Origin of the sequence: Rhizobium sp. P44RR-XXIV (assembly GCF_001999485.2) — a bacterium.
Lineage (GTDB): Bacteria > Pseudomonadota > Alphaproteobacteria > Rhizobiales > Rhizobiaceae > Rhizobium.
The window spans coordinates 790,017-815,151 of the sequence record NZ_MPVZ02000028.1; the positions used below are offsets into that span (position 1 = coordinate 790,017).

At 59.3% G+C, this 25,135-nt stretch carries 24 protein-coding genes, 1 tRNA gene and 2 pseudogenes; 18 read left to right on the forward strand and 9 right to left on the reverse strand.

What is annotated here, in order from left to right:
• Nucleotides 1-52: 52 nt before the first annotated feature.
• A complete protein-coding gene (locus tag BSK43_RS20955) occupies nucleotides 53-652 on the reverse strand; it encodes a DNA-3-methyladenine glycosylase (protein WP_077471176.1) in 600 nt (199 codons plus the stop codon).
• Nucleotides 653-805: 153 nt separating this feature from the next.
• On the opposite strand from BSK43_RS20955, the gene BSK43_RS20960 reads away from it, so the two are divergent.
• Nucleotides 806-895, forward strand: a tRNA-Ser gene (locus tag BSK43_RS20960).
• A 223-nt stretch (nucleotides 896-1,118) separates the two neighbouring features.
• Here the strand turns inward: BSK43_RS20960 and BSK43_RS20965 are convergent.
• Entirely contained in the window at nucleotides 1,119-2,009 is an 891-nt protein-coding gene (locus BSK43_RS20965; protein WP_077471103.1) for a LysR family transcriptional regulator, read from the reverse strand.
• A 120-nt stretch (nucleotides 2,010-2,129) separates the two neighbouring features.
• On the opposite strand from BSK43_RS20965, the gene BSK43_RS20970 reads away from it, so the two are divergent.
• The 9 genes and pseudogenes from BSK43_RS20970 to BSK43_RS21010 all read left to right on the forward strand — a co-directional run bounded on the left by BSK43_RS20970 (nucleotide 2,130) and on the right by BSK43_RS21010 (nucleotide 9,982).
• Nucleotides 2,130-2,855, forward strand: a complete 726-nt coding sequence (locus tag BSK43_RS20970; RefSeq protein WP_077471104.1) for an SDR family oxidoreductase — start codon at nucleotides 2,130-2,132, stop codon at nucleotides 2,853-2,855.
• Between the two features lie 77 nt (nucleotides 2,856-2,932).
• Nucleotides 2,933-3,205: an Atu4866 domain-containing protein gene (locus BSK43_RS20975; RefSeq protein ID WP_136687253.1), complete on the forward strand. Its 273-nt coding sequence runs from the start codon at nucleotides 2,933-2,935 to the stop codon at nucleotides 3,203-3,205.
• A 111-nt stretch (nucleotides 3,206-3,316) separates the two neighbouring features.
• A complete protein-coding gene (locus BSK43_RS20980; protein ID WP_077471106.1) occupies nucleotides 3,317-3,943 on the forward strand; it encodes a flavodoxin family protein in 627 nt (208 codons plus the stop codon).
• Nucleotides 3,940-4,811, forward strand: a pseudogene (locus tag BSK43_RS20985) (sigma-70 family RNA polymerase sigma factor). The gene BSK43_RS20980 and the pseudogene BSK43_RS20985 overlap by 4 nt, the downstream one beginning before the upstream one ends.
• A 21-nt stretch (nucleotides 4,812-4,832) precedes the next feature.
• Complete coding sequence (locus BSK43_RS20990) at nucleotides 4,833-5,336, forward strand: GNAT family N-acetyltransferase (protein ID WP_077471107.1); 504 nt, start codon at nucleotides 4,833-4,835, stop codon at nucleotides 5,334-5,336.
• A 323-nt stretch (nucleotides 5,337-5,659) separates the two neighbouring features.
• Nucleotides 5,660-6,835, forward strand: a complete 1,176-nt coding sequence (locus tag BSK43_RS20995; protein WP_077471108.1) for a septal ring lytic transglycosylase RlpA family protein — start codon at nucleotides 5,660-5,662, stop codon at nucleotides 6,833-6,835.
• A gap of 71 nt (nucleotides 6,836-6,906) precedes the next feature.
• Nucleotides 6,907-8,118 (forward strand): D-alanyl-D-alanine carboxypeptidase family protein, encoded by a 1,212-nt coding sequence (locus tag BSK43_RS21000; protein ID WP_077471109.1) that lies wholly within the window; start codon nucleotides 6,907-6,909, stop codon nucleotides 8,116-8,118.
• A gap of 152 nt (nucleotides 8,119-8,270) precedes the next feature.
• Complete coding sequence (tmk, locus tag BSK43_RS21005; RefSeq protein WP_077471110.1) at nucleotides 8,271-8,954, forward strand: dTMP kinase; 684 nt, start codon at nucleotides 8,271-8,273, stop codon at nucleotides 8,952-8,954.
• The gene (locus tag BSK43_RS21010) at nucleotides 8,951-9,982 is read left to right on the forward strand and encodes a DNA polymerase III subunit delta' (RefSeq protein WP_136687144.1); all 1,032 of its coding nucleotides are present in this window, start codon (nucleotides 8,951-8,953) and stop codon (nucleotides 9,980-9,982) included. Before tmk ends, BSK43_RS21010 begins: the two co-directional genes overlap by 4 nt.
• A 10-nt stretch (nucleotides 9,983-9,992) precedes the next feature.
• Here the strand turns inward: BSK43_RS21010 and BSK43_RS21015 are convergent, their stop codons facing one another.
• Together BSK43_RS21015 and BSK43_RS21020 are read right to left on the reverse strand one after the other, a co-directional pair.
• On the reverse strand, nucleotides 9,993-10,457 hold the full coding sequence (locus tag BSK43_RS21015; RefSeq protein WP_077471111.1) for an SMI1/KNR4 family protein: 465 nt from the start codon (nucleotides 10,455-10,457) through the stop codon (nucleotides 9,993-9,995).
• A gap of 41 nt (nucleotides 10,458-10,498) precedes the next feature.
• Nucleotides 10,499-11,299 carry a sulfite exporter TauE/SafE family protein gene (locus BSK43_RS21020; RefSeq protein ID WP_077471112.1) on the reverse strand — a complete coding sequence of 267 codons (801 nt, stop codon included), beginning with the start codon at nucleotides 11,297-11,299 and terminating at the stop codon, nucleotides 10,499-10,501.
• A 250-nt stretch (nucleotides 11,300-11,549) separates the two neighbouring features.
• On the opposite strand from BSK43_RS21020, the gene metG reads away from it, so the two are divergent.
• Genes metG through BSK43_RS21040 form a run of 4 tightly spaced genes read left to right on the forward strand, consistent with a single transcriptional unit; the run spans nucleotide 11,550 to nucleotide 15,214 of the window.
• Nucleotides 11,550-13,103: a methionine--tRNA ligase gene (metG, locus tag BSK43_RS21025; RefSeq protein WP_077471113.1), complete on the forward strand. Its 1,554-nt coding sequence runs from the start codon at nucleotides 11,550-11,552 to the stop codon at nucleotides 13,101-13,103.
• An 8-nt stretch (nucleotides 13,104-13,111) separates the two neighbouring features.
• Complete coding sequence (locus BSK43_RS21030; RefSeq protein WP_077471114.1) at nucleotides 13,112-13,894, forward strand: TatD family hydrolase; 783 nt, start codon at nucleotides 13,112-13,114, stop codon at nucleotides 13,892-13,894.
• A gap of 4 nt (nucleotides 13,895-13,898) precedes the next feature.
• A complete protein-coding gene (locus tag BSK43_RS21035; protein WP_077471115.1) occupies nucleotides 13,899-14,726 on the forward strand; it encodes an MBL fold metallo-hydrolase in 828 nt (275 codons plus the stop codon).
• The gene (locus BSK43_RS21040; RefSeq protein WP_068386666.1) at nucleotides 14,723-15,214 is read left to right on the forward strand and encodes a YbaK/EbsC family protein; all 492 of its coding nucleotides are present in this window, start codon (nucleotides 14,723-14,725) and stop codon (nucleotides 15,212-15,214) included. Before BSK43_RS21035 ends, BSK43_RS21040 begins: the two co-directional genes overlap by 4 nt.
• 210 nt (nucleotides 15,215-15,424) lie before the next feature.
• Here the strand turns inward: BSK43_RS21040 and BSK43_RS21045 are convergent, their stop codons facing one another.
• Nucleotides 15,425-16,522: an agmatine deiminase family protein gene (locus tag BSK43_RS21045; RefSeq protein WP_077471177.1), complete on the reverse strand. Its 1,098-nt coding sequence runs from the start codon at nucleotides 16,520-16,522 to the stop codon at nucleotides 15,425-15,427.
• 173 nt (nucleotides 16,523-16,695) lie between these two features.
• Nucleotides 16,696-17,550 (reverse strand): D-alanyl-D-alanine carboxypeptidase family protein, encoded by an 855-nt coding sequence (locus tag BSK43_RS21050; protein ID WP_077471116.1) that lies wholly within the window; start codon nucleotides 17,548-17,550, stop codon nucleotides 16,696-16,698.
• Nucleotides 17,551-17,925: 375 nt separating this feature from the next.
• Between BSK43_RS21050 and BSK43_RS21055 the strand changes: the two genes are divergently transcribed.
• Nucleotides 17,926-18,534, forward strand: coding sequence for an outer membrane protein (locus tag BSK43_RS21055; protein ID WP_077471117.1), 609 nt, complete (start codon nucleotides 17,926-17,928; stop codon nucleotides 18,532-18,534).
• 176 nt (nucleotides 18,535-18,710) lie between these two features.
• On the opposite strand, the gene BSK43_RS35145 is transcribed toward BSK43_RS21055, so the two are convergent.
• Nucleotides 18,711-19,040, reverse strand: coding sequence for a hypothetical protein (locus BSK43_RS35145; RefSeq protein WP_169055437.1), 330 nt, complete (start codon nucleotides 19,038-19,040; stop codon nucleotides 18,711-18,713).
• Nucleotides 19,041-19,093: 53 nt separating this feature from the next.
• On the reverse strand, nucleotides 19,094-19,318 hold the full coding sequence (locus BSK43_RS21065; RefSeq protein ID WP_077471178.1) for a DUF1127 domain-containing protein: 225 nt from the start codon (nucleotides 19,316-19,318) through the stop codon (nucleotides 19,094-19,096).
• 99 nt (nucleotides 19,319-19,417) lie between these two features.
• Here BSK43_RS21065 and BSK43_RS21070 point away from each other — a divergent pair, with 99 nt between their 5' ends.
• Nucleotides 19,418-20,314 (forward strand): LysR family transcriptional regulator, encoded by an 897-nt coding sequence (locus BSK43_RS21070; protein WP_077471119.1) that lies wholly within the window; start codon nucleotides 19,418-19,420, stop codon nucleotides 20,312-20,314.
• A 42-nt stretch (nucleotides 20,315-20,356) separates the two neighbouring features.
• Here BSK43_RS21070 and BSK43_RS21075 read toward each other — a convergent pair whose 3' ends face one another.
• On the reverse strand, nucleotides 20,357-21,013 hold the full coding sequence (locus BSK43_RS21075; protein ID WP_077471120.1) for a dihydrofolate reductase family protein: 657 nt from the start codon (nucleotides 21,011-21,013) through the stop codon (nucleotides 20,357-20,359).
• Between the two features lie 229 nt (nucleotides 21,014-21,242).
• Between BSK43_RS21075 and BSK43_RS21080 the strand changes: the two are divergent.
• A pseudogene (locus BSK43_RS21080) lies at nucleotides 21,243-23,134 on the forward strand (ABC transporter ATP-binding protein).
• A gap of 2 nt (nucleotides 23,135-23,136) precedes the next feature.
• Entirely contained in the window at nucleotides 23,137-25,038 is a 1,902-nt protein-coding gene (locus tag BSK43_RS21085) for an ABC transporter ATP-binding protein (protein ID WP_077471121.1), read from the forward strand.
• Nucleotides 25,039-25,135 lie beyond the last annotated feature (97 nt).

The following is a 25,135-nucleotide window of genomic DNA, read 5'->3' on the forward strand; positions in this document are numbered from 1 at the left end:
TTCACTGCGAGGCCATATGGCCGCCGGGCACCACCCCGGCGGTCTTTTCCATTCAACCAGGAAAACGGCGGCTGACGAAGCGGGAGCCCACAGCACCGAAACGCCAGAGCGGATCCACATTCTTGGTGATCCCAATGCGCTTGCCCGACACGACCGCGACTGGTTCGGCAAGGGAAAAGGCAAAAGGCGTCTCATCCAGCGACAAAGCGTTGAGACCGATATCGATGGCCAGCGCCTGCGAGAGCTTTCCCGGCCCATTGCACAGCGAGATGATATTGGCCATGCCACGCCGCCGTATCATCTCCTCGATACCCGTTTCCGGTTCCAGCGCCCGAATGAGCACAGCGCTTCCTGTAAGGCAGACGAAGTTTATACACCAGTGGATACCGTAGGAGCGGTAGATATAGACGCGGCCCGGTGGGCCGAACATGGCGGCGTTGCGCGGCGTCGGACCGCGATAGGCGTGCGAAGCCTCGTCATCGGGTCGATACGCCTCCGTCTCGACGATACGGCCACCGATGCCCGAGACCGTAAACCGCGCACCGATCAGATCCGATGCGACAACAACGGCATCGCGGCCAAAGAAGGTGGCAAGGGCAGGACCGGTCAATGGTTTTTGACCGAGAGACAATGGTTGATCGTCGAATGTCATGGGCGAGGCAATGTCCTTCCGGATAGTCGATGCCAAATCCTTCACACAAGGCTGCCCGATCACCAAAGATGCACAGCAGCCCGGTTGACGGTTCGGCCCGAATAGCTGTAAAGCCAGCCAACCACTTTATACAAGGCGCATGCCGCCGTGACAGGAAGAGTGTCCGAGTGGTTTAAGGAACCGGTCTTGAAAACCGGCGTGCGGGAAACCGTACCGTGGGTTCGAATCCCACCTCTTCCGCCATTAAATTCCCGCGAATATTTGTTTTAATCGTGCTGCACAAAGCAGGCGACGCTTCTCCGCCGCATTTGCTAACAAGACAGCTTGAACGTATGAACGATCATTGACAAAAACTAAGCTTATCTTATTACTAGGGTGCTTCAGTCGGATTTGACCCCTGACCTGGCAAAGGTGGCTCAGCCGTCTCCAGCGGCTGGGCCGTTTCGTTTCTGCCGGATCGCCGACGCTACCGCAAAGCACGCAGGTGGTCGACAAGGGCTCGCAGTTTCGGGGCCATGTGGCGGCGGCTGGAGTAATAGAGGTAGAAACCAGCAAAACGTGGGCAGAAGCTTTCGAGGATGGGCACGAGCTCGCCGCGATCTATAAATGGACGGAAGCTTTCCTCCATGCCGAATGTGATTCCAGCGCCGGCGACGGCAAGCTTTGTCATCAACGCCATGTCGTTGGTGGTGATCTCCGGCGCGACCGCTACGCTGAACTCCTTGCCGGCTTCGGCAAATTCCCAGCGATATGGCGCGACCTTCGGTACCGAACGCCAGCCGATGCAGCGATGAGCGGCCAGCTCGCTCGGATGCGAAGGCGCGCCAAAGCGCTGCAGATATCCCGGCGAACAGACGGCAAGCTGCCGCTCGTCGCCGGCTACAGGCACTGCGATCATGTCCTGCTCGATGACTTCGCCGAGCCTCACGCCTGCATCATATCCTTCCGCAACGATGTCGAACTCTTCGTCCGTCACGGTGACATCGATCTGAACCTCGGGATTGGCCTCTGCAAAGCTTGCGAGGAACGGCCCGGACAGAAAGCGCTCGGCAATCGATGAGACCGCCAGTCTCAGTTGGCCGCGCGCGGGCCCACGCAAATTTCCGGTGGCTTCCACGGCGATGCGCATATCTGCGATCGCGGGAGCGACCTCGCCATACAGGCGCTCGCCCGCCTCGGTAAGGCTTACGCTGCGGGTCGTACGCAGCACCAGTGCTATTCCCAGCGCTTCCTCCAACCGCCGGATCGTTTGGCTGACCGCTGATCGGGTGACACCCATACGGTCGGCAGCTGCACGGAAACTCCGCTCCTCGGCGACGAGTGCGAAGACGGCGAGTGCATTGAGATCCGGCTCCATTGGTTAGTAACGCTTTCCATAATGGCAATGAATGGATGTCTTATCACAACAATGGGCTGGATCTACCTTCCTGACAACTGCTGCAGAGCGGTTTGAAGATCAACCAGGAAGGAAATGAACATGTCCCTCAACAAAGTCGTCCTCATAACCGGAGCTTCGAGCGGCATCGGCGCCGGGATTGCCCGGGAACTCGGCGCAGCTGGCGCGAAGGTGATGCTCGGCGCGCGCCGCACAGATCGTCTGGAAGCGCTGGCAAACGAAATCAGGGAAAGCGGCGGCGAAGCGATGACGCGCCGCCTTGATGTGACGGATCGCGCCGACGTCGCCGCTTTTGCCGAGGCCGCACGCCAGGGCTTTGGTCGCGTCGACGTGATCGTCAACAATGCCGGCGTCATGCCCCTGTCGCTTATGGCCTCGCTGAAGGTCGAGGAGTGGGATCAGATGGTCGATGTCAACATCAAGGGCGTGCTCTATGGCATCGCCGCGGTATTGCCTGAGATGACGGCCCGGGGCTCCGGCCATATCATCAACATCGCCTCCATCGGCGCGCTCGCCGTCTCGCCCACGGCCGCCGTCTACTGCGCCACTAAATATGCGGTGCGGGCAATCTCCGATGGCTTGCGGCAAGAAAACGACAAGCTCCGCGTCACCTGCATCCATCCCGGTGTGGTCGAGAGCGAGCTTGCCAGCACGATCACCGATCCGGTGGCGGTGGAAGCTATGAAAACCTACCGCGCCATAGCGCTGCAGCCGGACGCGATCGGCCGAGCCGTGCGCTTCGCCATCGAGCAGCCTGACGATGTCGACGTCAACGAGATCGTTATCCGACCCACGCGCAATCAATGAAGCAGGTTTCGCTTCTTGCCGCAGCCGGACTTTTCGTCGGCGCGGCCACCCTAACCATAGAGAAAGGTCTCACTCAGATGAGTATCGAGCAAGACACTGTTGCCCGCCCCTCGGAAAACCACCCCTACGTCGGCATGTGGATCACGGGCGATGGCCATGTCCGCCATAACCTGCTTGCGAACGGCCGTTACGATGAAGCACGCGGCAAGCGGGAGAGCGCCTATCAGGGACGCTATGAAGTCCGAGGCAATCATATCGATTATTGGGACGATACCGGCTTTACCGCCGATGGAACATTCATCGATGGCGTGCTGCATCACGGCGGCATGATCCTCTATCGGCAGAAATAGTCGTAGCCGGCCACCAGGCCGCTGCCAAAAGGAAAAAAGGGCAGGGCATGTCACAGATGGCATCCCTGCCTTGTCCTATCCTTCGCAACGCCATTTTCGAAGGAGATAACAATGGTTCGCCAGCGCATCGCAATCGTCTATCACAGCGGTTATGGGCACACCGGTCGCCAGGCCGAAGCCGTCAGGGCAGGGGTCGAACAAGTCAAGGGTGTCGAGGCCATGCTGTTGAGCGTGGATAAGGTGGAGCGGCATTGGGAGGATCTCCATGCCGCGCAGGCGATCATCTTCGGTTCGCCGACCTACATGGGCTCCGTTTCAGCCGCATTCAAAGCCTTCGAGGAGGCGACGTCGACCGCCGTCCTTGCCAAGGGCTTTCTCTGGAAAGACAAGATTGCCGCCGGTTTCACCACCTCGGGGTCCCGCTCCGGTGACAAGCTTTCAACCCTGATCCAGCTGGCAATCTTTGCCGCGCAGCACGGTATGCACTGGGTCGGTCTCGACCTGCCGCCGGCCAACTGCTCGTCAACGGGCTCGGAAGCGGATATGAACCGGCTTGGCTTCTGGCTCGGCGCCGGTGCCCAGGCAAATACCGATGAAGGTCCTGAGACCGCGCCGCCCGAATCCGATCTCGCGACTGCGCGTTATCTGGGGCGACGCGTCGCGCTGACGACGCTACAATTCGTTCGCGGCCGCCAAGTCTTGGCCGCTCCGTTGCAACACGCTCTTGTGACCTCATGACCGAAATACCTACCGATCCGATCTTCTCAGAGCTGCGCCCGCGCCTTGTCCGGCTAGCCTACCGGATGCTCGGATCGGTCGCCGATGCCGAAGACATCGTGCAAGAAGCCTGGCTGCGCTGGCTCGCGACGGATCGTGAATCGATTCGCGAGCCGGCTGCATTCCTGCGGACCATCGTTACGAGGCTCTGCCTGAACGAGTTGAAATCTGCCCGGCGCCGCGCGAAACCTATGTCGGACCATGGCTGCCTGAGCCGATCTTCGACCCGGAAGACGATGATGCAGCTGACGATCTCACGTTGCCGCTGATGCTGGCGCTGGAGCGTCTGTCGCCGCTGGAGCGTGCGGCGTTCCTGCTGCATGACGTGTTCGGGATGGGCTTCGAGGACGTGGCGCTGGCAATCGGTCGCGAAGAGGCCGCCTGCCGCAAGCTCGCGAGCCGGGCGAGGGCACATATCGTCGACGCCCGGCCCCGCTTCGCCGTTGGAAAGGAGCAAGGCCTCAAGCTTGCCACCGCATTCTTCACCGCGTCCAGAACCGGCGACATGGCCGCATTGCGCGCCCTGCTTTCGGAAGATGTCGTTGCCTATGCGGATGGCGGCGGTAAGGTACCGGCGTCAAGGCAGCCGCTGATCGGGCTCGATGCAGTCATGCTGCGCCATGAGATGATGGCGCGCATTTTCCTCTCGCAGCCATCACGATTGATCCATTATGCCATCATCGATGGCTTGCCCGGTTTCGTTACGATGGAAGGCGGCGACGTCGTGCAGACGACCGCACTGCATGTGGAGCAGGAAAAGGTCGTTGCCATCTATTGCACGCGCAATCCGGACAAGTTGCGGCACATAACCAGTGTCATGGCCAACTGATTGTTGACGAAAGGAACACCCATGCAGCTTTTCAGCATACGTCGTCTGGAGCGCAGTGATGCGCCCGCTTTCAGGGATATCCGCCTGGAGGGGCTGGAGCGCCATCCTGAAGCTTTTGGCGCGTCCCATGAGCAGGAGCTGCAATATTCCGAGACGCAGGTCGCGGATATGATCTCAAACAGCGTCGTATTCGGCGGCTTCGCGGAAGACGGCGCACTTGCCGGCGTCATTGCCGTTGCCAGATCGAAAGGCGCCAAGATGAAGCATATCGCGTCGATCTGGGGAATGTATGTTCGGCCTGATGCGCGAGGTACCGGGCTTTCGCGGCTGCTGATGGAGGCCGCGGTTAAGGAGGCGAAGACCACATGCCGCTCGATACGCCTCTGTGTCGTGTCATCGAATAGCGCAGCCATCCGCCTTTACGAATCCTTCGGTTTCAAGGCGTGGGCCAAGGATACCGAGGCACTCAAGGTCGGAGATGTCTATCACGACGAAATACTGATGCGTCTCGATACAGGTGATTGATATGGTTGTTTGATTCCGGTCCGGCTGCAAGCCGCAAACAATAGGAATACGCTCCCATCTGTCACGATCCGGGATTATTGATGACGATCCGAAGTAGGGATTGTTCGGCAATCCAGGCAACACATCGGACAAGCCGCGCTTTACTGTGCATTAACCATGATCTTCAGAATTTCCCCGGTGCGCTCAATTTGCATCGCAAAATGGACAAACTCCAATCATGATTAAAGTACCGTTAGGTGATTGAGGCGTAGCAGGGTACCGGAATGAGGGATGTGCCGGTTCTGCAGACCTCCGTCAAAGTAATGAGTAGCGGCGTGGGACAGATGAAATTCGAAAATCGTGCGGTGACATGCGCAACGGGTATGCGTTGGTTTGCTCTCTCACTGATGTGCGCAACCATCACTGCCTGCGGAACGACCCAGAAGGTTGCTTCGACGCGCCAGCATGGCAAGGAATACTTCTCCGAGAAGGAATATGGCGTGAAGGCCAGTCCGCGGGTTGTCGCCAACGGCCCCGTTCCCAAGGGCGGCGGCCGTTTCATGGTCGGCAACCCGTATCAGGTGAAGGGCAAGTGGTATTATCCCAAGGAAGATTTCGGTTATAGCAAGGTCGGCATCGCTTCCTGGTACGGCTCGGCATTCCACGGCCGCCTGACCGCCAATGGCGAAGTCTACGACCAGCAGTCGCTGACCGCTGCGCATCCGACCTTCCCGCTGCCGAGCTATGCGCGCGTCACCAATGTCGAGACCGGCTCCTCCATCATCGTTCGCGTCAACGATCGCGGCCCGTATCATCCCGGCCGCATCATCGATCTTTCCAACAAGACGGCGCAGCTGCTCGATCTACAGCACAGCGGGACGGGCGACGTGCGCGTGCAATATGTCGGCCGCGCCCGCATGGACGGCCACGACGAGCCCTATCTCATGGCATCCTACATTCCGAAGGGCTCGCGTCTGCCCAGCATCAATCCGGGCGGCCAGATCGCGACCGGCGTGATGGTGGCCTCTGCCGGCCGGATGACCGCCGATCAGCTGCCGGATTCCTATACGCCGACACCGACCCGCGCCAGCCGTCAGGTGCGCAGCTTTGATGCGACGCCGGCGATCGCGCCCATCCCGCGTCAATCGCCCTATGCGACCACGGCTTTCGTCGATGCGCCCAAGCCGGCTTACAATAACGACAAGCGCAGCAACAATCTGCCTCCGATGACGTGGAACGGCGGTGCCATGCCATCAGTTGAATCTGCTCAGCCTGTCATGATCGTCCTGCCGCAGATCGGACCGATCCCGCGTGAGCGGCCTGATTTCACGCCTCGCATGGCAAGCCTTGACGACCAGTCGCTGGGCTCGGCAGTCGCCGCCTATCAGAATGCGCCGGTCAAGACTGTCTATGTCGACCTGGCCTTCGATGCCGTTATGGTCCGCAATGACGGCCTGACGCAGGAGTCGATCCTCTCGGCCTATCGTCGCCAGCATCAGGGCACCACGCAGGCTGATTGATCAGCATCATTGCCTGAATCTTTACCTGTCTCTAAAATAATGGAGGCGGGTGATTGGATTGAGGGGACGGTATGCCAAAGCGCTTGATTCTTTTGTTCCTTTTTCTCCTCGGTATCGGCAATGCGGCGGCCTTGGCGCAGCCGGCTACCCCAGGCGCCTTCGATACGAAAGCCGCACAGGCATTCATGATCGAGGCCTCGACAGGCACCATTCTCCTTGCAAAAGCCGAGGATCAGCCGATCTCGCCGGCGTCGCTTGCGAAACTGATGACGCTGGACGTCATCTTCGATGCCATCGGGCGAGGGGAGATTTCGCTCGATACCGAATATCCAGTCTCGGAAAATGCCTGGCGGACCGGCGGCGCTCCCTCGCGCGCATCGACTATGTTTGCCGCATTGAAATCCCGCGTACGCGTCGGAGACCTTATTCAGGGCGTCGCCGTGCAGCAGGCCAACGACAGCTGCATCGTGCTGGCCGAGGGTATTTCGGTGAGCGAGCGCGAATTTGCCCGGCGCATGACGGCGAGGGCGCGCGAGATCGGCATGCCCCGCGCCACTTTCACCAACTCCACCGGCTTGCCGGATGCCAACGATCCCAGCGGCGGCGGCAAGGTCTCGATGCGGGAACTGGTGACGCTTGCGCAGGATTTGCAGCAGAAACATCAGGATCTCTACAAGTATTTCGGCCAGCCGGATTTCACCTGGAACAAGATCTACCAGCGCAACAAGAACCCATTGCTGCTGCTCAACATTGGCGTCGATGGTCTTGGACTGGGCTTTACCGACGGAGAGGGCTTTTCGATCGTCGCATCGGTGGAACGTGACGGCCGCCGGCTGTTTCTGGCGCTTGGTGGTCTTAAGAGCGACAAGGAGCGCACGGAGGAAACCCGCCGCGTGCTCGAATGGGGGCTCAGCAATTTCAAGAGCCAGCGTATTTTCGCCGGCGGAGAAGTCATCGGCGATGCCAGCGTCTATGGCGGCGCTCAGTCGACGGTAGGCTTGCTGGCAAAGATGCCCGTCGATGTCTACGTTCCAGTGGATACGCCCGATCGCCTGTCGGCGCGAATCGTCTATCGCTGGCCGCTGACGGCACCCGTCGCCGCGGATTATGATGCCGGAACGCTTCGCGTGTTTCTGGGCGCGCGGCTGGTGCGCGAATTGCCGCTTTATACAAAAGAATCAATCGCTCAGGGCACGCTCAGCCGACGCGCCTTCGATGCTTTCATGGAATTGACCGAATCCTTGCTATTCTCTTGGCTATGGGACAGGCCTCTGCCGGCCTGACGGATTGCGCGGCTCGCGAAATCCCTGTTCACACCCCATATAGAATGCCTGACGCCGACACATGCACGGTTCCACGCGGGCATGTCTTGGGTTAAACAAGAGACGTATCGCATGCCAAGCGACAGGCAGGCGAAAAGTGCAGGACATGATCATTGGCTGATGCAAACGGATTATTCGTAAGCTTCGAAGGCGGCGAAGGGGCTGGCAAATCGACCCAGATCCGCCGGTTGGCCGAGCGATTGCGTGAACGTGGTCATGACGTGCTTGTGACGCGCGAGCCAGGCGGATCTCCCGGCGCCGAAGCTGTCCGCCATGTGCTGCTGTCCGGAGCTGCCGAGATCTTCGGCACGCGCATGGAAGCGATTCTCTTCGCCGCTGCCCGCAACGACCATGTCGAGGAAGTCATTCGCCCGGCGCTGGCACGCGGCACCATCGTCCTTTGCGACAGGTTCATGGATTCCTCACGCGTCTATCAGGGCGTGACCGGCAATCTCGAGGCCGACTACATCGAGGCCTTGCAAAGAGTTGCCGTGAATGGCGTCGTGCCCGACTGCACGCTGATCCTCGACATTCCCGCCGAGATCGGGCTTGAGCGCGCGCGCAAGCGGGCCTCCGCCGTCGTCGCTCCCGACCGCTTCGAGAAGGAAGAGATGCAGACCCATGAGAAACGCCGTGAGGCTTTTCTCGATATCGCCGCACGCGAGCCGGAGCGCTGCCATGTCATCGACGCCCAGCGCTCGGAAGACGAGATCGCCGCAGACATCGCCGGGATCGTCGACAGGCGCCTTGGCCCTGCCGCGACTATCGCTGCGGCCAGATCGGAAGCGGCGCAATGAGCGAGGATCGGCCCGGCGTTCTCGATGGCGCGATCGCTCCACAGGATAATCCCAGGCTCTTCGGCCATGAGGAGGCGGAAGCCTTCCTGGCGCAATCCTATCGCTCCGGCAAAGGCCATCACGCCGTGCTGATCGAGGGACCCGAGGGGATCGGCAAGGCGACGCTCGCTTTCCGGTTTGCCAATCACGTTCTGTCCCATCCCGACCCGGCATCCGCACCCGAGACGATCGGGGATCCCGATCCGTCCTCCGCCATAAGCCGGCAGATATCCGGTGGCGCATCCCATAATCTGTTGCATCTGAGCCGTCCCGTGGACGACAAGACCGGCAAGGTGAAATCGGCTATCACGGTGGACGAAGTCCGGCGCGCCGGAAAGTTCTTTTCGCAAACCTCGGGCACCGGCAACTGGCGGATCGTCATCATCGACCCGGCCGACGATCTCAACCGCAACGCCGCAAACGCTATCCTGAAGATCCTCGAGGAGCCGCCGAAGCGTGCCTTGTTCCTCGTGCTGTCGCATGCGCCTGGCCGGCTGCTACCGACCATACGCTCGCGCTGCCTGCCGTTGAAGCTTGCGGCGCTCGGAGACGAGGCCTTGCGTTCGGCGCTCGAAAATCTCGGCGTGCCGGCCGGGCAGGGGAGTGAACTGCTCTCGGCCGCCAAAGGCAGTGTCAGCGAGGCGCTGAAGCTTCTGAACTACGGCGGCGGCGAGATCATCGAAGCCTATCGGCAGGTCCTTTCCGCTGAAGGCCCCGCCTCACGCAAGGCGATGCATCGCCTTGCCGACGCGCTTTCCAGCAAGGACAGCGACACGATCTTCGGCTTCTTCATATCCCATATCGGTGACGATATCGCCGAACGTGCGAGAGCCGCTGCGTTTGGCGGGTATCTCGGCATGGCGGAAAGACTGGCCCGTCTCCACTCCGAGACCACCGAACGGCTCAATATCTCGCAAGCCTACAATCTCGATCGCAAGCAGACACTCATGACAGTCCTCGGTGAGCTCAAGCAGCAGCTTTCGGCATAGACCCTTGGATCTAGAAGCCCGGGGCTCCCGCGCTTGCCATAAAGGCTGCAAAGCTCTCCGATGCTGCGGTGACACCTGCATCTCCGACCATTTCATGGTCGATGAAGACAACGGCCGGATCGGTTGAATTGGTGCGAAAATCGAAAGCCCAGTAGTTTCCGCCCGTATCATCGGCAAATGGGAATAGGCCTGCCGGATAGCGGTCTTGCATGCCTTCGAAGCAGTATTCCACGCAATAGGATGCGCTTTGCCTTTCAACGGCAAGAGGAGACAAGGCCAACAACAAGACGCCGAAATTGATCGCGCCCTCGCCCTGCAGCTCAAGCTCGGTATCCAGGACCTCTCCCTGATGTGAACCCACCATGCGCCAGTAGGCGTCGGGCAGGGCCGCGCCTGCGAAATGCTCAAGCCGAGTTCTGTCTTCATCAGTCGGCTGCGGAAATGCGGTTCGCAGATAGGGTTGCCAATCGCTCATCGCTTGTCTCCTGGTAATTTCTCGCTTTGCTTGGAGCTACTTCAGGGAAAAATAAGCTTCCAGGCGACCACCGTCAGCGTGACGGCGAGAATGATGCGCACGGAGCGCTCGTGCAGGCGCGGAGCGAGCAGGCTACCGGCAACGATGCCGGGGATCGATCCCACAAGCAGTGCGAACAGCATCGTCCAGTTGATCTCGCCGATGAACCAATATCCCATGCCGCCGATCAAGGTGAGCGGTACCGCATGAACGATGTCCGAGCCGACGATCTCGCGGACGTCGAGCTGCGGATAGAGCACCAGCAGCACGGTGACGCCGAGCGCGCCGGCGCCGACCGAGGTCATGGTGACCAGAATGCCGAGCACAAGGCCGAGAATGATGGTCAGCAATGCGATCGTACGCGGGGTCAGCTTGCCGCGCTCGCCTCGCCATTTGCGTATGGAGTCCAGTATCTGGCCGCGGAAGATCAGCATGACCGCCGTCAGCAACAGAAGACAGCCGAGGGACAGGGTGATGGTATGAGCGACCGCCGGGCTCTCGCGATTGACGCCCGCCATGATCCAAAGCATGGCCAGGGCCGCCGGTACGCTGCCTGAAGCCAGGAAGCCAACGACCTTCCAATTGACGCGTCCATGCATGCCGTGAACCGCGGTTCCAGCGGTTTTGGTAATTGCCGCATAGAGTAGGTCGGTACCAACGGCTGTTGCCGGATGCACGCCGAAGAACAAGACCAGCAACGGCGTCATCAGCGATCCGCCGCCAACGCCGGTAATGCCGACCAGCATGCCGACGAAAAAGCCGGAAAAGGAATAGAGCGGCTGATAGGAAGCGATCAAACTCAAAACCACGGCTCCCTGAAGCCGTTGGCCAGGCTCATTGGAAAATCTATGAAATTCACGGCGATCTCTGTCCTGCGCTCTGGTTCTTCGAAGGGGTAAAGCCGAGGCAGCACCCTGTCAAGCAAGGCCCGCGCGAGGCCGCCCGAATGCTGCGAGCACGAAACTTGGTGTTTCGCTCCCGGCAAACATGCGCTAAAGCGAGCGGAGCCAAGAATAACAGAGACGCAACCGTAAAAGCGGATCCCTGCCTGACATGACCGAAAAGACCCCGTTCTACATCACCACAGCCATCGCCTATCCCAACGGCAAGCCGCATATCGGCCACGCCTATGAGCTGATTGCAACCGACGCCATGGCGCGATTCCAGCGCCTAGATGGCCTCGACGTCTTCTTCCTGACGGGTACGGACGAACATGGCCAGAAGATGCAGCAGACGGCGCGGGCCGAGGGCCTGACGCCGCAGGAACTCGCCAACCGCAATTCCGATGAATTCCAGGCCATGGGCAAGCTGCTGAACGCGTCCAACGATGATTTCATCCGCACGACCCAGTCGCGGCACCACGAGACATCGCAGAACATCTGGAACCTGATGGCCGACGCTGGCGACATCTACAAGGATTCCTATGCCGGCTGGTATTCGGTTCGCGACGAAGCTTATTACCAGGAAAACGAGACCGAGCTGCGCGCCGATGGCGTGCGCTACGGACCTCAGGGCACGCCGGTCGAGTGGGTGGAGGAGGCGAGCTACTTCTTCAAGCTCTCGGAATACCAGGACCGGCTGCTGAAGCTCTATGAAGAGAATCCTGATTTCATCGGACCGGCCGAACGCCGCAACGAAGTGATTTCCTTCGTCAAATCCGGCCTCAAGGACCTGTCGATCTCGCGCACGACCTTCGACTGGGGCATCAAGGTGCCGAACGACCCGTCGCATGTCATGTATGTGTGGGTCGATGCGCTCACGAACTACATCACCGCAACCGGCTACATCGAAGACCGCAACAATCCGCGGGCAAAATACTGGCCGGCTGACGTACACATCATCGGCAAAGACATTATCCGCTTCCACGCCGTCTACTGGCCGGCCTTCCTGATGTCGGCAAAGCTGCCGCTGCCGAAGCGCGTCTATGCCCATGGCTTCCTGCTCAACAAGGGCGAGAAGATGTCGAAGTCGCTCGGCAATGTGGTCGACCCGGTTAACCTCGTGAACCACTTCGGTCTCGACCAGGTGCGCTACTTCTTCCTGCGCGAAGTTTCCTTCGGCCAGGACGGTAGCTACAGCGAAGAGGCGATCGGCATACGTATCAACTCCGATCTCGCCAACGGCATCGGCAACCTCGCCAGCCGCTCGCTGTCGATGATCGTCAAGAACTGCGAGGGACAGATCCCCGAATGCGGCCCTCTGACGGACGAAGACAAGGCGCTGATCGCACAGGCAGACGCACTGCTGGCTTCTACCCGCGAGGATATGGGCAAGCAGCTCATCCACCGTGCGCTGGCGTCGATTATCGCCGTGGTCTCGGAGACGGACCGCTATTTCGCAGGCCAGGAGCCCTGGGCGCTGAAGAAGACCGATCCGGCGCGCATGGCGACCGTGCTTTACGTCACGGCCGATGTCGTGCGCCAGATCGGTATCCTGCTGCAGCCCTTCATGCCGGAATCCTCCGCGAAGCTGCTGGATCTCATCGCTATTCCCGCAGACAAGCGTGACTTTGCAGCGCTCGGCGAGGCTGGCCGTCTCGTTGCCGGTACGCCGCTGGAAGCCCCCAAGCCGGTCTTCCCGCGCTATGTTGCGCCGACTGTCGAATAAGGTTTTCCATGCTGATCGATACGCATTGCCACCTGGATTTTGCCGACTTTGAGGAGGAGCGCGACGCGATCGTCGCGCGCGCCCACGAAATGGGCGTCAAGCAGATGGTCACGATCTCGACGAAGGTTCGAAAGCTTGACGGGTTGATCGCTCTCACCGAGCGTTATCCATCGGTTTTCTGCTCTGTGGGAACACATCCGAACAGTGCCGATCAGGAGCTTGATATCCAGACGGAAGATCTCGTGCGGCTGGCAAACCAGCATGCGAAGATCGTCGCGATCGGTGAGGCGGGGCTCGATTATTTCTACGATACGGTGAAGCCGGAAGACCAGAAGACCGGCTTCCTGCGCCACATCGCGGCGGCCCGTGAAACGAAGTTGCCGCTGGTCATTCATAGCCGCAGCGCCGACGAGGACATGGCTGCGATCCTGACCGAGGAAACAGGGAAGGGGGCTTTCCCCTTCATTCTCCATTGCTTCTCGGCCGGCCCTGCCCTTGCCCAGACGGGTGTCGAGCTTGGCGGCTATATCTCCTTTTCCGGCATCCTGACCTTCCCGAAGTCGGAAGAGCTGCGCGACATCGCCAAGACGATCCCGCATGACCGGCTGCTCGTCGAGACCGATGCGCCGTATCTGGCGCCGAAGCGCTGGCGCGGCAAGCGCAATGAGCCTTCCTATGTCGTCAACACAGCAGAAGTGCTGGCAGAGACGATCGGCGTCAGCATGGAAGAGATTGCCGAGATCACCACGGCGAATGCCTTCCGCTGCTTCTCGAAGATGACGAGGATCTGACGGCGTGACATACCGGCGGCGCTTCACCATATTGGGCTGTTCCTCGTCGCCGGGTGTGCCGCGCATCACCGGTGACTGGGGTGCCTGCGATCCGAAAAATGCAAAAAACCGCCGCACGCGAGCGGCTTTCCTGATCGAACAGATCGCGCCGGATGGCGGTATTACAACCGTCGTTATCGATACAGGCCCGGATTTTCGCGAGCAGATGATCCATGCCGGCGTCAGTTCCGTCGATGCCGTACTTTATACCCACGCCCATGCCGACCATATTCACGGCATCGACGATCTTCGCGGCTTCTTCCATAATGCCCATGAGCGCATCCCGATCTATGCCGACCGGCCGACGATGGATCGCATTCGCGAGGGCTTCCGCTATTGCCTGGAAACGCCGCCCGGCAGCAGCTATCCGCCAATCGTCCGGCCGGTGCTGATTGAAACTCTGGCGAAAAGCTTCACGATCGAAGGGGCAGGTGGCCCTATCCGCTTCTGGCCGCACAAGCAGATCCACGGCGATATCCACTCCTTGGGTTTTCGTATCGGCAATCTCGCTTATTGCAGCGATATCAGCGACTTCCCGGCGGAATCTGTGGAAAGAGTCCAGGATCTGGATGTCTTGATCATCGACGCCCTCCAGTATCGCTTCCATCCAAGCCATCTGTCTCTGGAGCAATCGCTGGCCTGGATCGAACGGCTGCGGCCGAAGCGTGCTATCTTGACCCATATGCATACGCCGCTTGATTATGAAACCGTGCTCGCGGAAACGCCCGATCATGTGGAGCCGGCCTATGATCAGATGCAGATCGAGCTAGACGTGGAGGATGACGATCTATGAGCGAAGACAGCAGGAAGCTTTCCAGCCTGGAACGCGTCGAGCTTGCCGCGCGCAATCTCGGTCTCGATATCTCGATCAAGCGCATGGAGCAATCGACGCGGACGGCGGAAGAGGCCGCCAAGGCGGCCGGATGCGCCGTCGGCCAGATCGTCAAATCGCTGGTCTTCGTCAATGCCGATACGCATCAGCTGACGCTGCTTCTCGTCTCCGGCGCACACAATGCCGATACAGCACATATAGCAGCAACTTACGGGATTCGGCTCAAGCGCGCCGATATCGACCGGGTCCGCGACGAGACCGGCTTTGCCATTGGCGGCGTCGGCCCGATCGGCCATCTCGTCGAACTGCCTGTTTTCATCGATGAAAGCCTTTTGGCCTACGATCAGGTCTGGTGCGCAGCCGGGCGGCCAGACAGCATTTTCGCCTGCAATCCGACGCTGCTGGCCGAGAAGATCGCCGCAAAGGTAATCCGTATCAAGGCGAGTTGATGAGACAAGAGGTGTGTTCGAAGGATCCAGCCAAGTAGCTGGAATAATTCACATATTATGCCTTTTTCATCAAAACGGATATCAAATTTAGTTCCATAATCTATCTTATCTGATCTTTGTTTGCGGACCAGGCAGAGCTAAGTTGAAGTACCTCGGTCCCCCAAAAATCGAGATGTCACACTCCCCGCATCCTGATCTGTAGATACAGGATCAGACTTTCGGTTGTTCATGCGTCGCGCAATGAATGCCGCCGCCGACCTGGCCGACATTGTCGATATCGAGCATGACGATATCACGGCCCGGATAAAGATCGGCCAGTGTCGCCTTGGCTTTTTGATCGGCTCGCCTGTCGCCGAATTGGGCGGCGATCACGGCGCCGTTGCAAACGTAGTAATTGACATAGGATGAGACGAAATCGTCGGCCTCGGTGCGGATATCGGAAGGTTCAGGCAGAATGACCAGATTGAGCTTGCGGCCCTCTGCGTCAGTCGCCTTGGCCAGAATGTCATGTGTCTCAAAGGCAGAGACTGACCATGGATCCTTTGGGTCTGGTTCGTCGCCCATCTGGATCACGACGATACCCGGCTTCACAAATCGAGCCAGAGCGTCGATGTGGTAATCTGTGATGTCGGCACCCTTTATGCCCGGCGCCCAGATCATCTGCCTCGCGCCCATGGTTTCCAGCAGCATCGCCTCAATCTCGGCCTTGGAGCCCTTATTGCGGTTGGGGTTGATGAAGGTACTTTCGTGCGCGATCAACGTGCCGTGGCCGTCAGTTTCCACACCGCCAGCCTCGCCGACCAGGCCGGCGTCAAAAACCTGAAGGCCCAGCCGCTCGGCAACGCGCGCTGCAATCCGTCCATCATTGCCGTGAAGCTGCTTGTTGCCCCAGCCGTTGAAATTAAACTGCGTCACCGCAATGCCGCCCTTGCCGTCAACGACAAAGGATGGCCCGGAGTCCCGGCACCACAGATCGTCTGTCGGGATATCCCAGAGCTCGACCTTCGATGAGATGCGCTTTCGGATCGCCTTGTGATGTTCAGCAGAAGCCATCATCACCACGGGCTCGAAATCGACGATTGCATTGGCAATCCTGGCGATCGTGCCCTGCAGATCGAACAGGAAGTCAGGATCGTCATAGACCTTCCGATTGTTGGGCCACTGCATGAAGGTGCGTTCGTGCGGATCGGTCTCTTCTGGATACCAGAATCCGGCGCTACGCGCCGTCGTCTTTGCTTCGGCGGCTCGCGAGAACACAGAGAGTCCGCCAGCCAAAGCGGCCAATTGAAGCAGAGTGCGGCGTGGCATCGGCATCATGACACCTTGTTCAACGATGTTGATCTCAACTATGGGGGTTCCCGGCCGCCTAGACAAGCCGAGACGGGTTCGTATCGCCCTCGCCCATGCCGCGGCATCCCACCCCAACAGCGTGGTTTCAGTTCACGGCCGAGATCGATCCAGATGCGCGTCAAACGCAGCGATCAATTGGTGGTGCTCTGCTTGGCTATGCCGGTGGAGACTGTGGCGGTGGCTGCTGCCGGCACATAGGTGTCGATGAGACCAGCCATCTTGTCGTCGCGAATCTGCGCGGTCTTTTCGCCCATGACGACGCCGACGACGCGGCGGCCGTTCTTGGTCGCGGAGGTGACGAGATTGTAGCCGGAGGCATCGGTGTAGCCAGTCTTGATACCGTCGGCGCCAGCATAGCGGTACATCAGATTGTTATGGCCGCGCAGCTTCATGCCGCGGAACTTGATCCCACGCATCGAAAAAAGCTTGAACTCCTCCGGAAAGTCGCGCATCAGCGCGACGCCGAGCGTCGCCATGTCGTGTGCGGTGGTTACCTGTTCCGGGTCTGGCAGGCCGGACGCATTCTTGAAGACGGTGTTGCTCATGCCGAGCTGATGCGCCTTTTCGGTCATAACCTTGCCGAAGCTGTCCTCATTGCCGCTGAGTTGCTCGCCGATCGCAACGGCCGCGTCATTGGCGGAGAGAACGACGATGCCTTCAACCGCCTCGCGTACAGTTACCTTGCGGCCGACGCCGACGGCGAGCTTGAAAGGCTCCTTGCCCTCAGCATTTTCCGACATGGTCAGCTTCTGATCCCATTTCAGGCGGCCGTCATGCAAAGCTTCAAAGGCAAGATAGAGTGTCATCATCTTGGTGAGCGAGGCCGGATAGTTCAGCTCGTTCTCATTAGACGCCTCCAGCACCTGGCCGCTATGCGCGTCCACGAGATAGCTCGCCTGCCCGGCCTCTGCCGCCGAAACGGCGCCGAGGAGAAGCGACACGGCCGAGATGGTCGCGGCAAGGAGCGAAGAAGTGATGTTGCGCATGGATTTTTGCAGTCTCTATTATTGATGTTCTTGACGGAGCAGCAAGCGGCCGAGGTGAATTCGCGGCCAGCTTTCGAGCGAGATGGATCGGGCAAATCTATGGCGGAAACAAGAACGATGCCATGAAAAATGGACTATCCAAGAATAGTCCCCAGCCCTGTTTATTGACGGGGGCAAAGCCCACCTCACCCGCCGCCCGATCGCCCTGTCGATAAAAGCCTCTTCCCGGCCTCTGCATCCTCTCTCTGCAACATAACGCAATGTGAAAAGACACTCTGCAACAAGGCCTCGACACATAGTGAACCGTCACGAGTCGGGCCTTTGCGTTTCGCAAACGCCGTCTCTTTTGCAGCACGAAGATGAGGCATCTCCCTAATGCATATCAGAATATTCGCCATGGTCGGCCTGGCCCTCTCCTCGACCATGCCCGCCATGGCCGCGGATATGGCTTTCGAGCAACCGGCTCCCCAGCCCCAACAATCGGCCTATGATTGGTCCGGCTTCTATCTCGGCGTCCAGGGTGGATATTCCTGGAACAAGGCAAAATATCTCGGAACAGAACAGAACCTCGACGGCGGCTCGTTTGGGGCGCATGCGGGCTATAATTTTCAGAGCGGAAATATCGTCTACGGCATCGAGAACGATTTCAACTACAGCTTCAACAAAGACAAGGAAGCCAATCTTCAGTGGGATGCATCGGGCCGTGCCCGTGTCGGCTATGCCTTGGATCGAACACTGTTCTTCGCGACGGCGGGTCTCGCAGCAGCCGGCGGCAAAGTCGATGCTCCGGCAATTGGAAAGAAGGATGATATCCTGATTGGCTGGACGGCCGGCGGTGGCGTCGAGCACGCCTTGACCGACAATATCCTGCTGCGCGGCGAATATCGCTACTCCGATTTCGGCAAGAAGGATTTTGGTTCGCGCATCGGAGACTTCAGCGGCGATCAGCAAAAGATAGTCTTCGGCGCAAGCTACAAATTCTGACAGGAGCGACGGGCCTGGAATTCAACCAGGCCGACTGCCCTGCTTTCAAGAACAAGGCCAGGAACAAGGACCCACGATCAAGCGAAAGCGCTTCATCAAGGTGTTGATCCCACAATATCGGTCATCAATAGACAAAGGATATGCCAATGAAGCCTGTCGTCATCACTTTGGGTCTATCAATCATCATTTCGGCCGGCCTTGTCATTCCGGCAACTGCACAGGTCGTCCTTCACCAGAACCAATCGCCGGGCGATGATGGCGCTCAGGATGAAGTGGAGTCCGACTTTCTTCACGCCTGGAATCGCCATCACGACGCGCCCAACATGTGGGGAGAACGCCGCAACAATTTCGGTCCGGATGATGTGATACGTCTTCTTGAGCGCCGCGGCTATCGAGTGCGAGACGTTAGAGATGTCGGTGTTCGCTATCTTGTTCAGGCGACGCGGGGCGACGATAATCTGCTCGTTAGCGTATCCCGGAGTGGAGATATCGTCGGTGTCGTACATGATGACGGCAGCTATTGACGCTGACGAGTGGGGCTCGGGCCTCGTTCTGCATGCTAGTCCCAAAACCATGACTTGCTGACCTCTGCCCGCGCTTCGGCTGCTGTCACGCCAATATCGCGAAGCTGATCGTCGGTCAGCTCGCGCAGGTCCCATCTTGTTCCGCGCTTTTCGAGGTAAGCAAGAAATCTGACCAATGCCGTCAGCAGAAATCCGGGCTTGTGCCGATCCTTGCCCTCACCCGTTGCCGCCAGTAGCGGCCTGTCGACATCGATCGTCATCTTCATGCTCCTTAAGCTCACATCAACGTGGCTTCAGGATGCACTGGTGAACGTAATGAAAGAAGCTTATGGTAATTATACAATCCATAAGGAATTCTTTTGTTGCTTAATCTGGATCAGCTTGGCGCCTTCCTCAATGTCGTCGATCTCGGCAGCTTCACGGCCGCTGCCGATAAGGCCGGACTCACGCAACCGGCCGTCAGCCTGCAGGTGAAGCTTCTGGAGCAACGTCTCGGTGTGAGATTGATCGAACGCGTGGGACGGCGGGCACAGCCGTCGCCGGCGGGACTAGAGCTCATTCCCCAAGCGCGTCGCATCATCGAAGCCTGTTCCCTGGCGGAAGAGGCGATGATGCCTTTTCGCGAGGGCTCGAGTGGCCGTGTGCGGATCGGCAGCGGTGGCACCGCGTCAATCCATCTGCTGCCACGCGCCATCGCCATCGCAAAGAAGCGCATGCCCGATCTCGAAATCATCGTCCGCGTCGGCAATATCGACGAGATTCTCCGTGATCTCGAAGCCAATGCGCTGGATCTGGCTGTGGTAGCCCTGCCCGCCTCCGGCCGTTCCCTCGAGGTCGAGCCATTTCATGAGGACGAGCTTCTGGCCGTGGCGCCAAAGGGAAGCGTGATGCCAGATGGCGGACCAGATGTGGAATTCATGAAGGACAAGACACTCCTGCTTTATGAAGGCGGAAACACGCGTCGCGCCACCAACGAATGGTTCGAGGCTTCCGGAGTTCGTCCAGAGCCGGCCATGGAGTTCGGAAGTGTCGAGGCCATCAAGGAGCTAGTCGCTGCGGGTCTTGGATGGTCTGTCCTTCCTGACATGGCGCTGCGGCGTGAGGAGTCGGACCGGTTGGTGACTTCGCCGCTCAAGCCGCGGCTCGTCCGACAGCTCGGCATCGTGCTACGCCGTGACAAGCACCTCACAAAAGGACTTCGCGAGATCCTGAAATCCCTGCGTGAACTTCAAGATGACCGGGAGCATGAAGCCTAGTCTCTATAGGAGACAGCTCTTCAAGCTCCCCCGCGCCATCAATCATTGTAGCTGGTTGCGACGCTCGATTTCCTCGTCCGACGGATCGGGCAAAGCGAAGGAGCCCGTCTTGACCGGACCATCCGGCTGATAGGTCGCAAAGACGACACCCGTCGGAGACGACTGCGTGCGCAGCAGCTTCATCGCGGCCGGGACGGCGCCGTCGGCAAACAGCTTCTTGCCGCCGCCAAGCACGAGCGGAAAGATCATCAGGCTGAATTCGTCGATCAACCCGTGGCGCAGCAGGGTCTGAATGAGATCACCACTGCCCTGGATGAGGAGATCCGGTCCCTCACCTGCTTTCAACGCCTTGATCGCCGCCACGACATCGCTGCCGAGCGACCGGCTGTTGTTCCACCTCAGCGCACCGCTTCCGCGCGTGGCGACATATTTGGTGACCGAGTTGAACTGCCTGGCGATAGGATCGTCGTCGCCGATATGCGGCCAATGGGCCGCGAAAATATCATAGGTCTTGCGTCCGAGCAGAAGATCGAACGGCTTTTCGAAGATTTCGAAAAGGATCTTGCCTGTCGCTTCGTCGGCATGGGGAAATACCCAGCCGCCATGCTGGAAACCACCGGTCGGATCCTCTTGCGGGCCGCCGGGTGCCTGCATGACGCCGTCGAGGCTGATGAATGTTGCTGCTATGACCTTGCGCATAATGTCCTCCTTGTTTCAGGCTTAGTGCTCCAAGGACGTCCCGCCGATTTCGATGCCGACATCTCATCGATAATTTTTCGAACACGCAATCTAACGTTCGCGTGGGACTTGTGACCAATTGACTCTTGAACCTCGCCACGGAATCGGCAAAATTCATCCTATCAATACTTCCCCTGAGATACGAACCCGACTCCGGGCCCGCCTCACTTGAAAACACCTGGATAAAAGCGTGAGCAGCGATTCATCAAGAAGCGCCGCGAAGTCCTTGGCTTCGCGTGCGCATGTCAATGCGACCGGTTGGGGACAAGGTCTCTCCACCATCGTGCGGATCACCCATATGACGCTGCGCCATCCCTGGCAGACAAGCTTCGCCATTGGGGCAACTTTTGTAGCTGCAACGTTGCAGTTGATGATTCCGCGCTTGCTTGGCCGTGCGGTCGACCAGACGCAGACGGCGGTCGCAGGCGGAGCGGCCGGGCATATTGCCGAGAATGCGTTGCTGACGACCGCCCTGCTGCTGCTCGTCATCAGCATTCTGCGCGGCCTGTTCACGATGGTGCAGAACTATTACAGCGAGTCCGTCGGCCACCATATGGGCTACGAACTCAGGCTCGCCTGTTATGAGAAGATCCAGCAGCTCTCCTTCAGCTTCCACGACAAGGTGCATTCCGGTGACCTCATCACCGTCGGGCTGCTCGATCTGGAAGGGGTGCGCATGTACTTCTCCACCGCACTGGTGCGCATGCTGCTGCTCAGCGTGCTCATCGGTGTCGGCGCCTACCTCTTGCTGTCGACCGATGTTGTCCTCGGATTTCTCGCGTTGAGTTTCGTGCCTTTCGTGGCCTGGCGCTCCTCCGTCACGCAATTGAGGTTGCGTGCGACCTGGCTCGACCTGCAGGAACGCCTTTCCGTGTTGACGCGCGTGATGGAAGAAAATCTCGGCGGCATTCGTGTCGTCCGCGCTTTCGCGGCGCAGCTGCACGAAATTGCGAAATTCGACCGTGCCTCACACAGCGCGCTTACCCTCGCCCACAAGCGTGTCGGCATCCGCGTCATCAATACCAGCGCGATGAACCTCTCCTTCTTCATCGCCATGGGCCTCGTGCTCTGGGTAGGTGGCCTCAAGGTGATCGCCGGTGAAATCAGCGTCGGCACCCTCGCCTCATTCCTCACTTTCATGACCATCCTGCAGATGCCGGTGCGCCAGCTCGGGCTGATGGTCAATGCCTTCGCCCGTGCTTCAACCTGCGGCTCGCGCCTATTTGCGCTGCTCGATCTCGACATCCCGATCAAGGATGCTCCGGACGCAAAGCCATTGGCGGTAACCGAGGGCGTGTTGCGCTTCGAAAATGTCGGCTTCAGCTATCCGGGTCCGGACAAGCGCCCGGTGCTGAAGGATATCTGTTTCGAGGCAAGACGCGGCGAGACGATCGGCATCGTCGGGCCACCTGGCAGCGGCAAATCCACCATCGCTCATCTCATTCCGCGCTTTTATGACGTGACCTCCGGCCGGATTACCATCGACGGCCAGGACATCGGCAAGGCGACGTTGCAATCCCTCAGGCAGAACGTCCGCCGTCGTGCAGCAGGATTCCTTCCTGTTCACGACGAGCATCGAGAACAACATCGCCTATGGCGACCCCTGGGCGAAAGAAGGCCGGATCGAGCGTGCCGCCGAGTCGGCGCAGCTACACAACTACATTCTTGGCCTGCCGGCAGGCTACACCACCGTCGTCGGCGAGCGCGGCGTGTCAGCTGTCCGGCGGCCAGCGCCAGCGTCTGACCATTGCACGGACTCTGATGCTGAAACCGGCAGTGATGGTTTTCGACGATTCCACCGCCGCCATCGACGCGGCAACCGAACAGCGTATCCGCAGCGCCATGAAGCGCTTCGCCCGCGACCGGGTGACGCTGATCGTCGCTCACCGACTGAGTTCGCTGATGCATGCCGACCAGATCCTGTTCATCGAGGATGGCAAGATCGTCGAGCGCGGAACCCATGAGCAGCTTTTGGCCGCGGGTGGCCGGTACAAGGCGCTTTACGATCTGCAGGTTCGCCCTGAGGACGATGTCGTCAAGACATCCGGCGGCAAGCTCGAAAGAGCGAAAAGGGAGGTCTGACAATGTCGGAAACTATCGAAACCGAGCGCAACGACGTGCGCGAAGATGGACGTCGCCCTCCCCGTGCTGTGGTCGGTTCGCATCGCGTCGAGGAAGAAATCTTCGGCAAGGTCTTCGACACAAAGATCATCGGTCGTATCTGGTCCTTCGTTAGCCCCTATCGCCGCCAGATCTATATTTCGGTGGTCGCCGTGTTGCTGTTCACGGCGTCGCAGATCGTCATACCGCTGGTCATTCGCCACGCGATCGACAATGCGATGGCGCCGGGAGCGATCGATTACTCGGCGCTCTGGTTGTCGCTGGGGATTTTCGCAGTCGCGATTCTCGTCAACTACGGCGCAAGCTATGTCCAGGAGACCTATGTCGGCGAGGTCGCGGAAGAGGTGCTGTTCGACATACGCCGCGCGATGTTCGCCCATCTGCAACGCGTCTCGCTCTCCTTCATGGACAAGACGGAAGTTGGACGCTTGATGTCGCGCCTTCAAGGCGACGTTAACTCCATGCAGGAATTCCTTGAAACTTCAGTACTTTCCGTCGGCGACATTGCCCTGCTCTTCGGCATCGTCATCGTCATGCTGTCGCTTGATTTCCGGCTGGGCCTGTTGACGCTGTCGGTCATGCCGATCCTCTTCATCGTTCGGCTGTTCTGGCTGCCGAAGGCGCGCGTCGCGTTCATGAACGCGCATGAGACGAACTCCATTACCAACGGCGCGTTGGCGGAAGCGATTCATGGCGTGCGCGCCGTGCAGGGCATGCACCGGCAAGGGGTCAACTTCTCGCTTTTCGACGACAAGGCCCATACCAATCTCGAAGCGCATCTAACCGCGGCGCGCTATGCCCAGATCATGGTGCCGATCGTCGATACGCTGACCGGAATGGCCATGGCGATCGTCATCATCGTCGGCGGTTCGATGGTTCTGAACCACAAGCTCGATGTCGGCATCATGGTCGCCTTCCTGTTCTACATTCAGCGCTTCTTCGATCCGATCCGCTCGCTCACCATGCAATATTCCGTCATGCAGCGCGCCATGGCTTCGGGCCAGCGCTTGACCGAAGTGCTCGATGTGCCGATAGACATCAAGGATGCGCCCGACGCCAAGGAGCTTTCGCCCGATATGGACGGCTCGGTTGAGTTCCGCGACGTCGTCTTCGGCTACAATCCCAACCATCCGGTGCTGAAGAATGTCAGCTTCAAGGTCAATCCCGGCGAGACCGTAGCGCTGATCGGCCCCACGGGCTCGGGCAAGTCCAGCTCCATGGCGCTCATCCATCGGTTCTACGATGTGCAACAGGGCGAGGTGTTGGTCGGTGGTCACGACGTGCGCTCCCTCACCCAGGATTCGCTTGGCCGCCAGGTCGCCATGGTGCTGCAGGAACCCTACCTCTTCACCGGTACGGTGCTGGAGAACATTCGCTACAACAAGGCGGAAGCAACGCGCGAGGAGGCCATCGAAGCCGCCAAGGCGGTCGGTGCGCATGAGTTCATCGAGCGGTTGCCTGATGGGTACGAGACCATTCTCGGCGAACGCGGCGGCGGTCTTTCGCTTGGCCAGCGCCAGCTTGTCAGTTTTGCGCGTGCCCTCGTAGCGGACGCCAAGATCCTGGTGCTGGACGAGGCTACGGCGAATATCGACAGCTATACCGAAATGCTGATCCAGAAGGCGCTGGTCAAGCTGCTCGAAGGCCGCACGGGTCTCGTGATCGCCCACCGCCTTGCCACCATCCGCGAGGCCGACCGCATCATCGTCCTGCAGAACGGGCAGCTGATCGAGAGCGGCAATCACAACCAGCTCATGGCCAACGGCAAACTCTATTCGAAGCTCTACAACCTCAACTACGCTTCCTTCGACGATATTCCGGAGGATGAGGTAACGACTTCCGTACCGGCGGAGTCGCAAACCTAGTCGTCCGTCTCGCCCAAGTGGAAGGGTTACATTCAGCCCCTTGCGGCGCCCCATTTTGTTGGAGCGCCTGTCAGAGCTCCGGAATTAGATCTATATC

Excerpts from the sequence above, each read along its gene's own strand:
- BSK43_RS20955 (WP_077471176.1), bottom strand. The coding sequence starts at position 652 with ATGACATTCGACGATCAACCATTGTCTCTCGGTCAAAAACCATTGACC.
- BSK43_RS20965 (WP_077471103.1), bottom strand. The coding sequence starts at position 2,009 with ATGGAGCCGGATCTCAATGCACTCGCCGTCTTCGCACTCGTCGCCGAG.
- BSK43_RS20970 (WP_077471104.1), top strand. The coding sequence starts at position 2,130 with ATGTCCCTCAACAAAGTCGTCCTCATAACCGGAGCTTCGAGCGGCATC.
- BSK43_RS20975 (WP_136687253.1), top strand. The coding sequence starts at position 2,933 with ATGAGTATCGAGCAAGACACTGTTGCCCGCCCCTCGGAAAACCACCCC.
- BSK43_RS20980 (WP_077471106.1), top strand. The coding sequence starts at position 3,317 with ATGGTTCGCCAGCGCATCGCAATCGTCTATCACAGCGGTTATGGGCAC.
- BSK43_RS20990 (WP_077471107.1), top strand. The coding sequence starts at position 4,833 with ATGCAGCTTTTCAGCATACGTCGTCTGGAGCGCAGTGATGCGCCCGCT.
- BSK43_RS20995 (WP_077471108.1), top strand. The coding sequence starts at position 5,660 with ATGAAATTCGAAAATCGTGCGGTGACATGCGCAACGGGTATGCGTTGG.
- BSK43_RS21000 (WP_077471109.1), top strand. The coding sequence starts at position 6,907 with ATGCCAAAGCGCTTGATTCTTTTGTTCCTTTTTCTCCTCGGTATCGGC.
- BSK43_RS21010 (WP_136687144.1), top strand. The coding sequence starts at position 8,951 with ATGAGCGAGGATCGGCCCGGCGTTCTCGATGGCGCGATCGCTCCACAG.
- BSK43_RS21015 (WP_077471111.1), bottom strand. The coding sequence starts at position 10,457 with ATGAGCGATTGGCAACCCTATCTGCGAACCGCATTTCCGCAGCCGACT.
- metG (WP_077471113.1), top strand. The coding sequence starts at position 11,550 with ATGACCGAAAAGACCCCGTTCTACATCACCACAGCCATCGCCTATCCC.
- BSK43_RS21030 (WP_077471114.1), top strand. The coding sequence starts at position 13,112 with ATGCTGATCGATACGCATTGCCACCTGGATTTTGCCGACTTTGAGGAG.
- BSK43_RS21040 (WP_068386666.1), top strand. The coding sequence starts at position 14,723 with ATGAGCGAAGACAGCAGGAAGCTTTCCAGCCTGGAACGCGTCGAGCTT.
- BSK43_RS21045 (WP_077471177.1), bottom strand. The coding sequence starts at position 16,522 with ATGCCACGCCGCACTCTGCTTCAATTGGCCGCTTTGGCTGGCGGACTC.
- BSK43_RS21050 (WP_077471116.1), bottom strand. The coding sequence starts at position 17,550 with ATGCGCAACATCACTTCTTCGCTCCTTGCCGCGACCATCTCGGCCGTG.
- BSK43_RS21055 (WP_077471117.1), top strand. The coding sequence starts at position 17,926 with ATGCATATCAGAATATTCGCCATGGTCGGCCTGGCCCTCTCCTCGACC.
- BSK43_RS35145 (WP_169055437.1), bottom strand. The coding sequence starts at position 19,040 with ATGTACGACACCGACGATATCTCCACTCCGGGATACGCTAACGAGCAG.
- BSK43_RS21065 (WP_077471178.1), bottom strand. The coding sequence starts at position 19,318 with ATGACGATCGATGTCGACAGGCCGCTACTGGCGGCAACGGGTGAGGGC.
- BSK43_RS21075 (WP_077471120.1), bottom strand. The coding sequence starts at position 21,013 with ATGCGCAAGGTCATAGCAGCAACATTCATCAGCCTCGACGGCGTCATG.
- BSK43_RS21085 (WP_077471121.1), top strand. The coding sequence starts at position 23,137 with ATGTCGGAAACTATCGAAACCGAGCGCAACGACGTGCGCGAAGATGGA.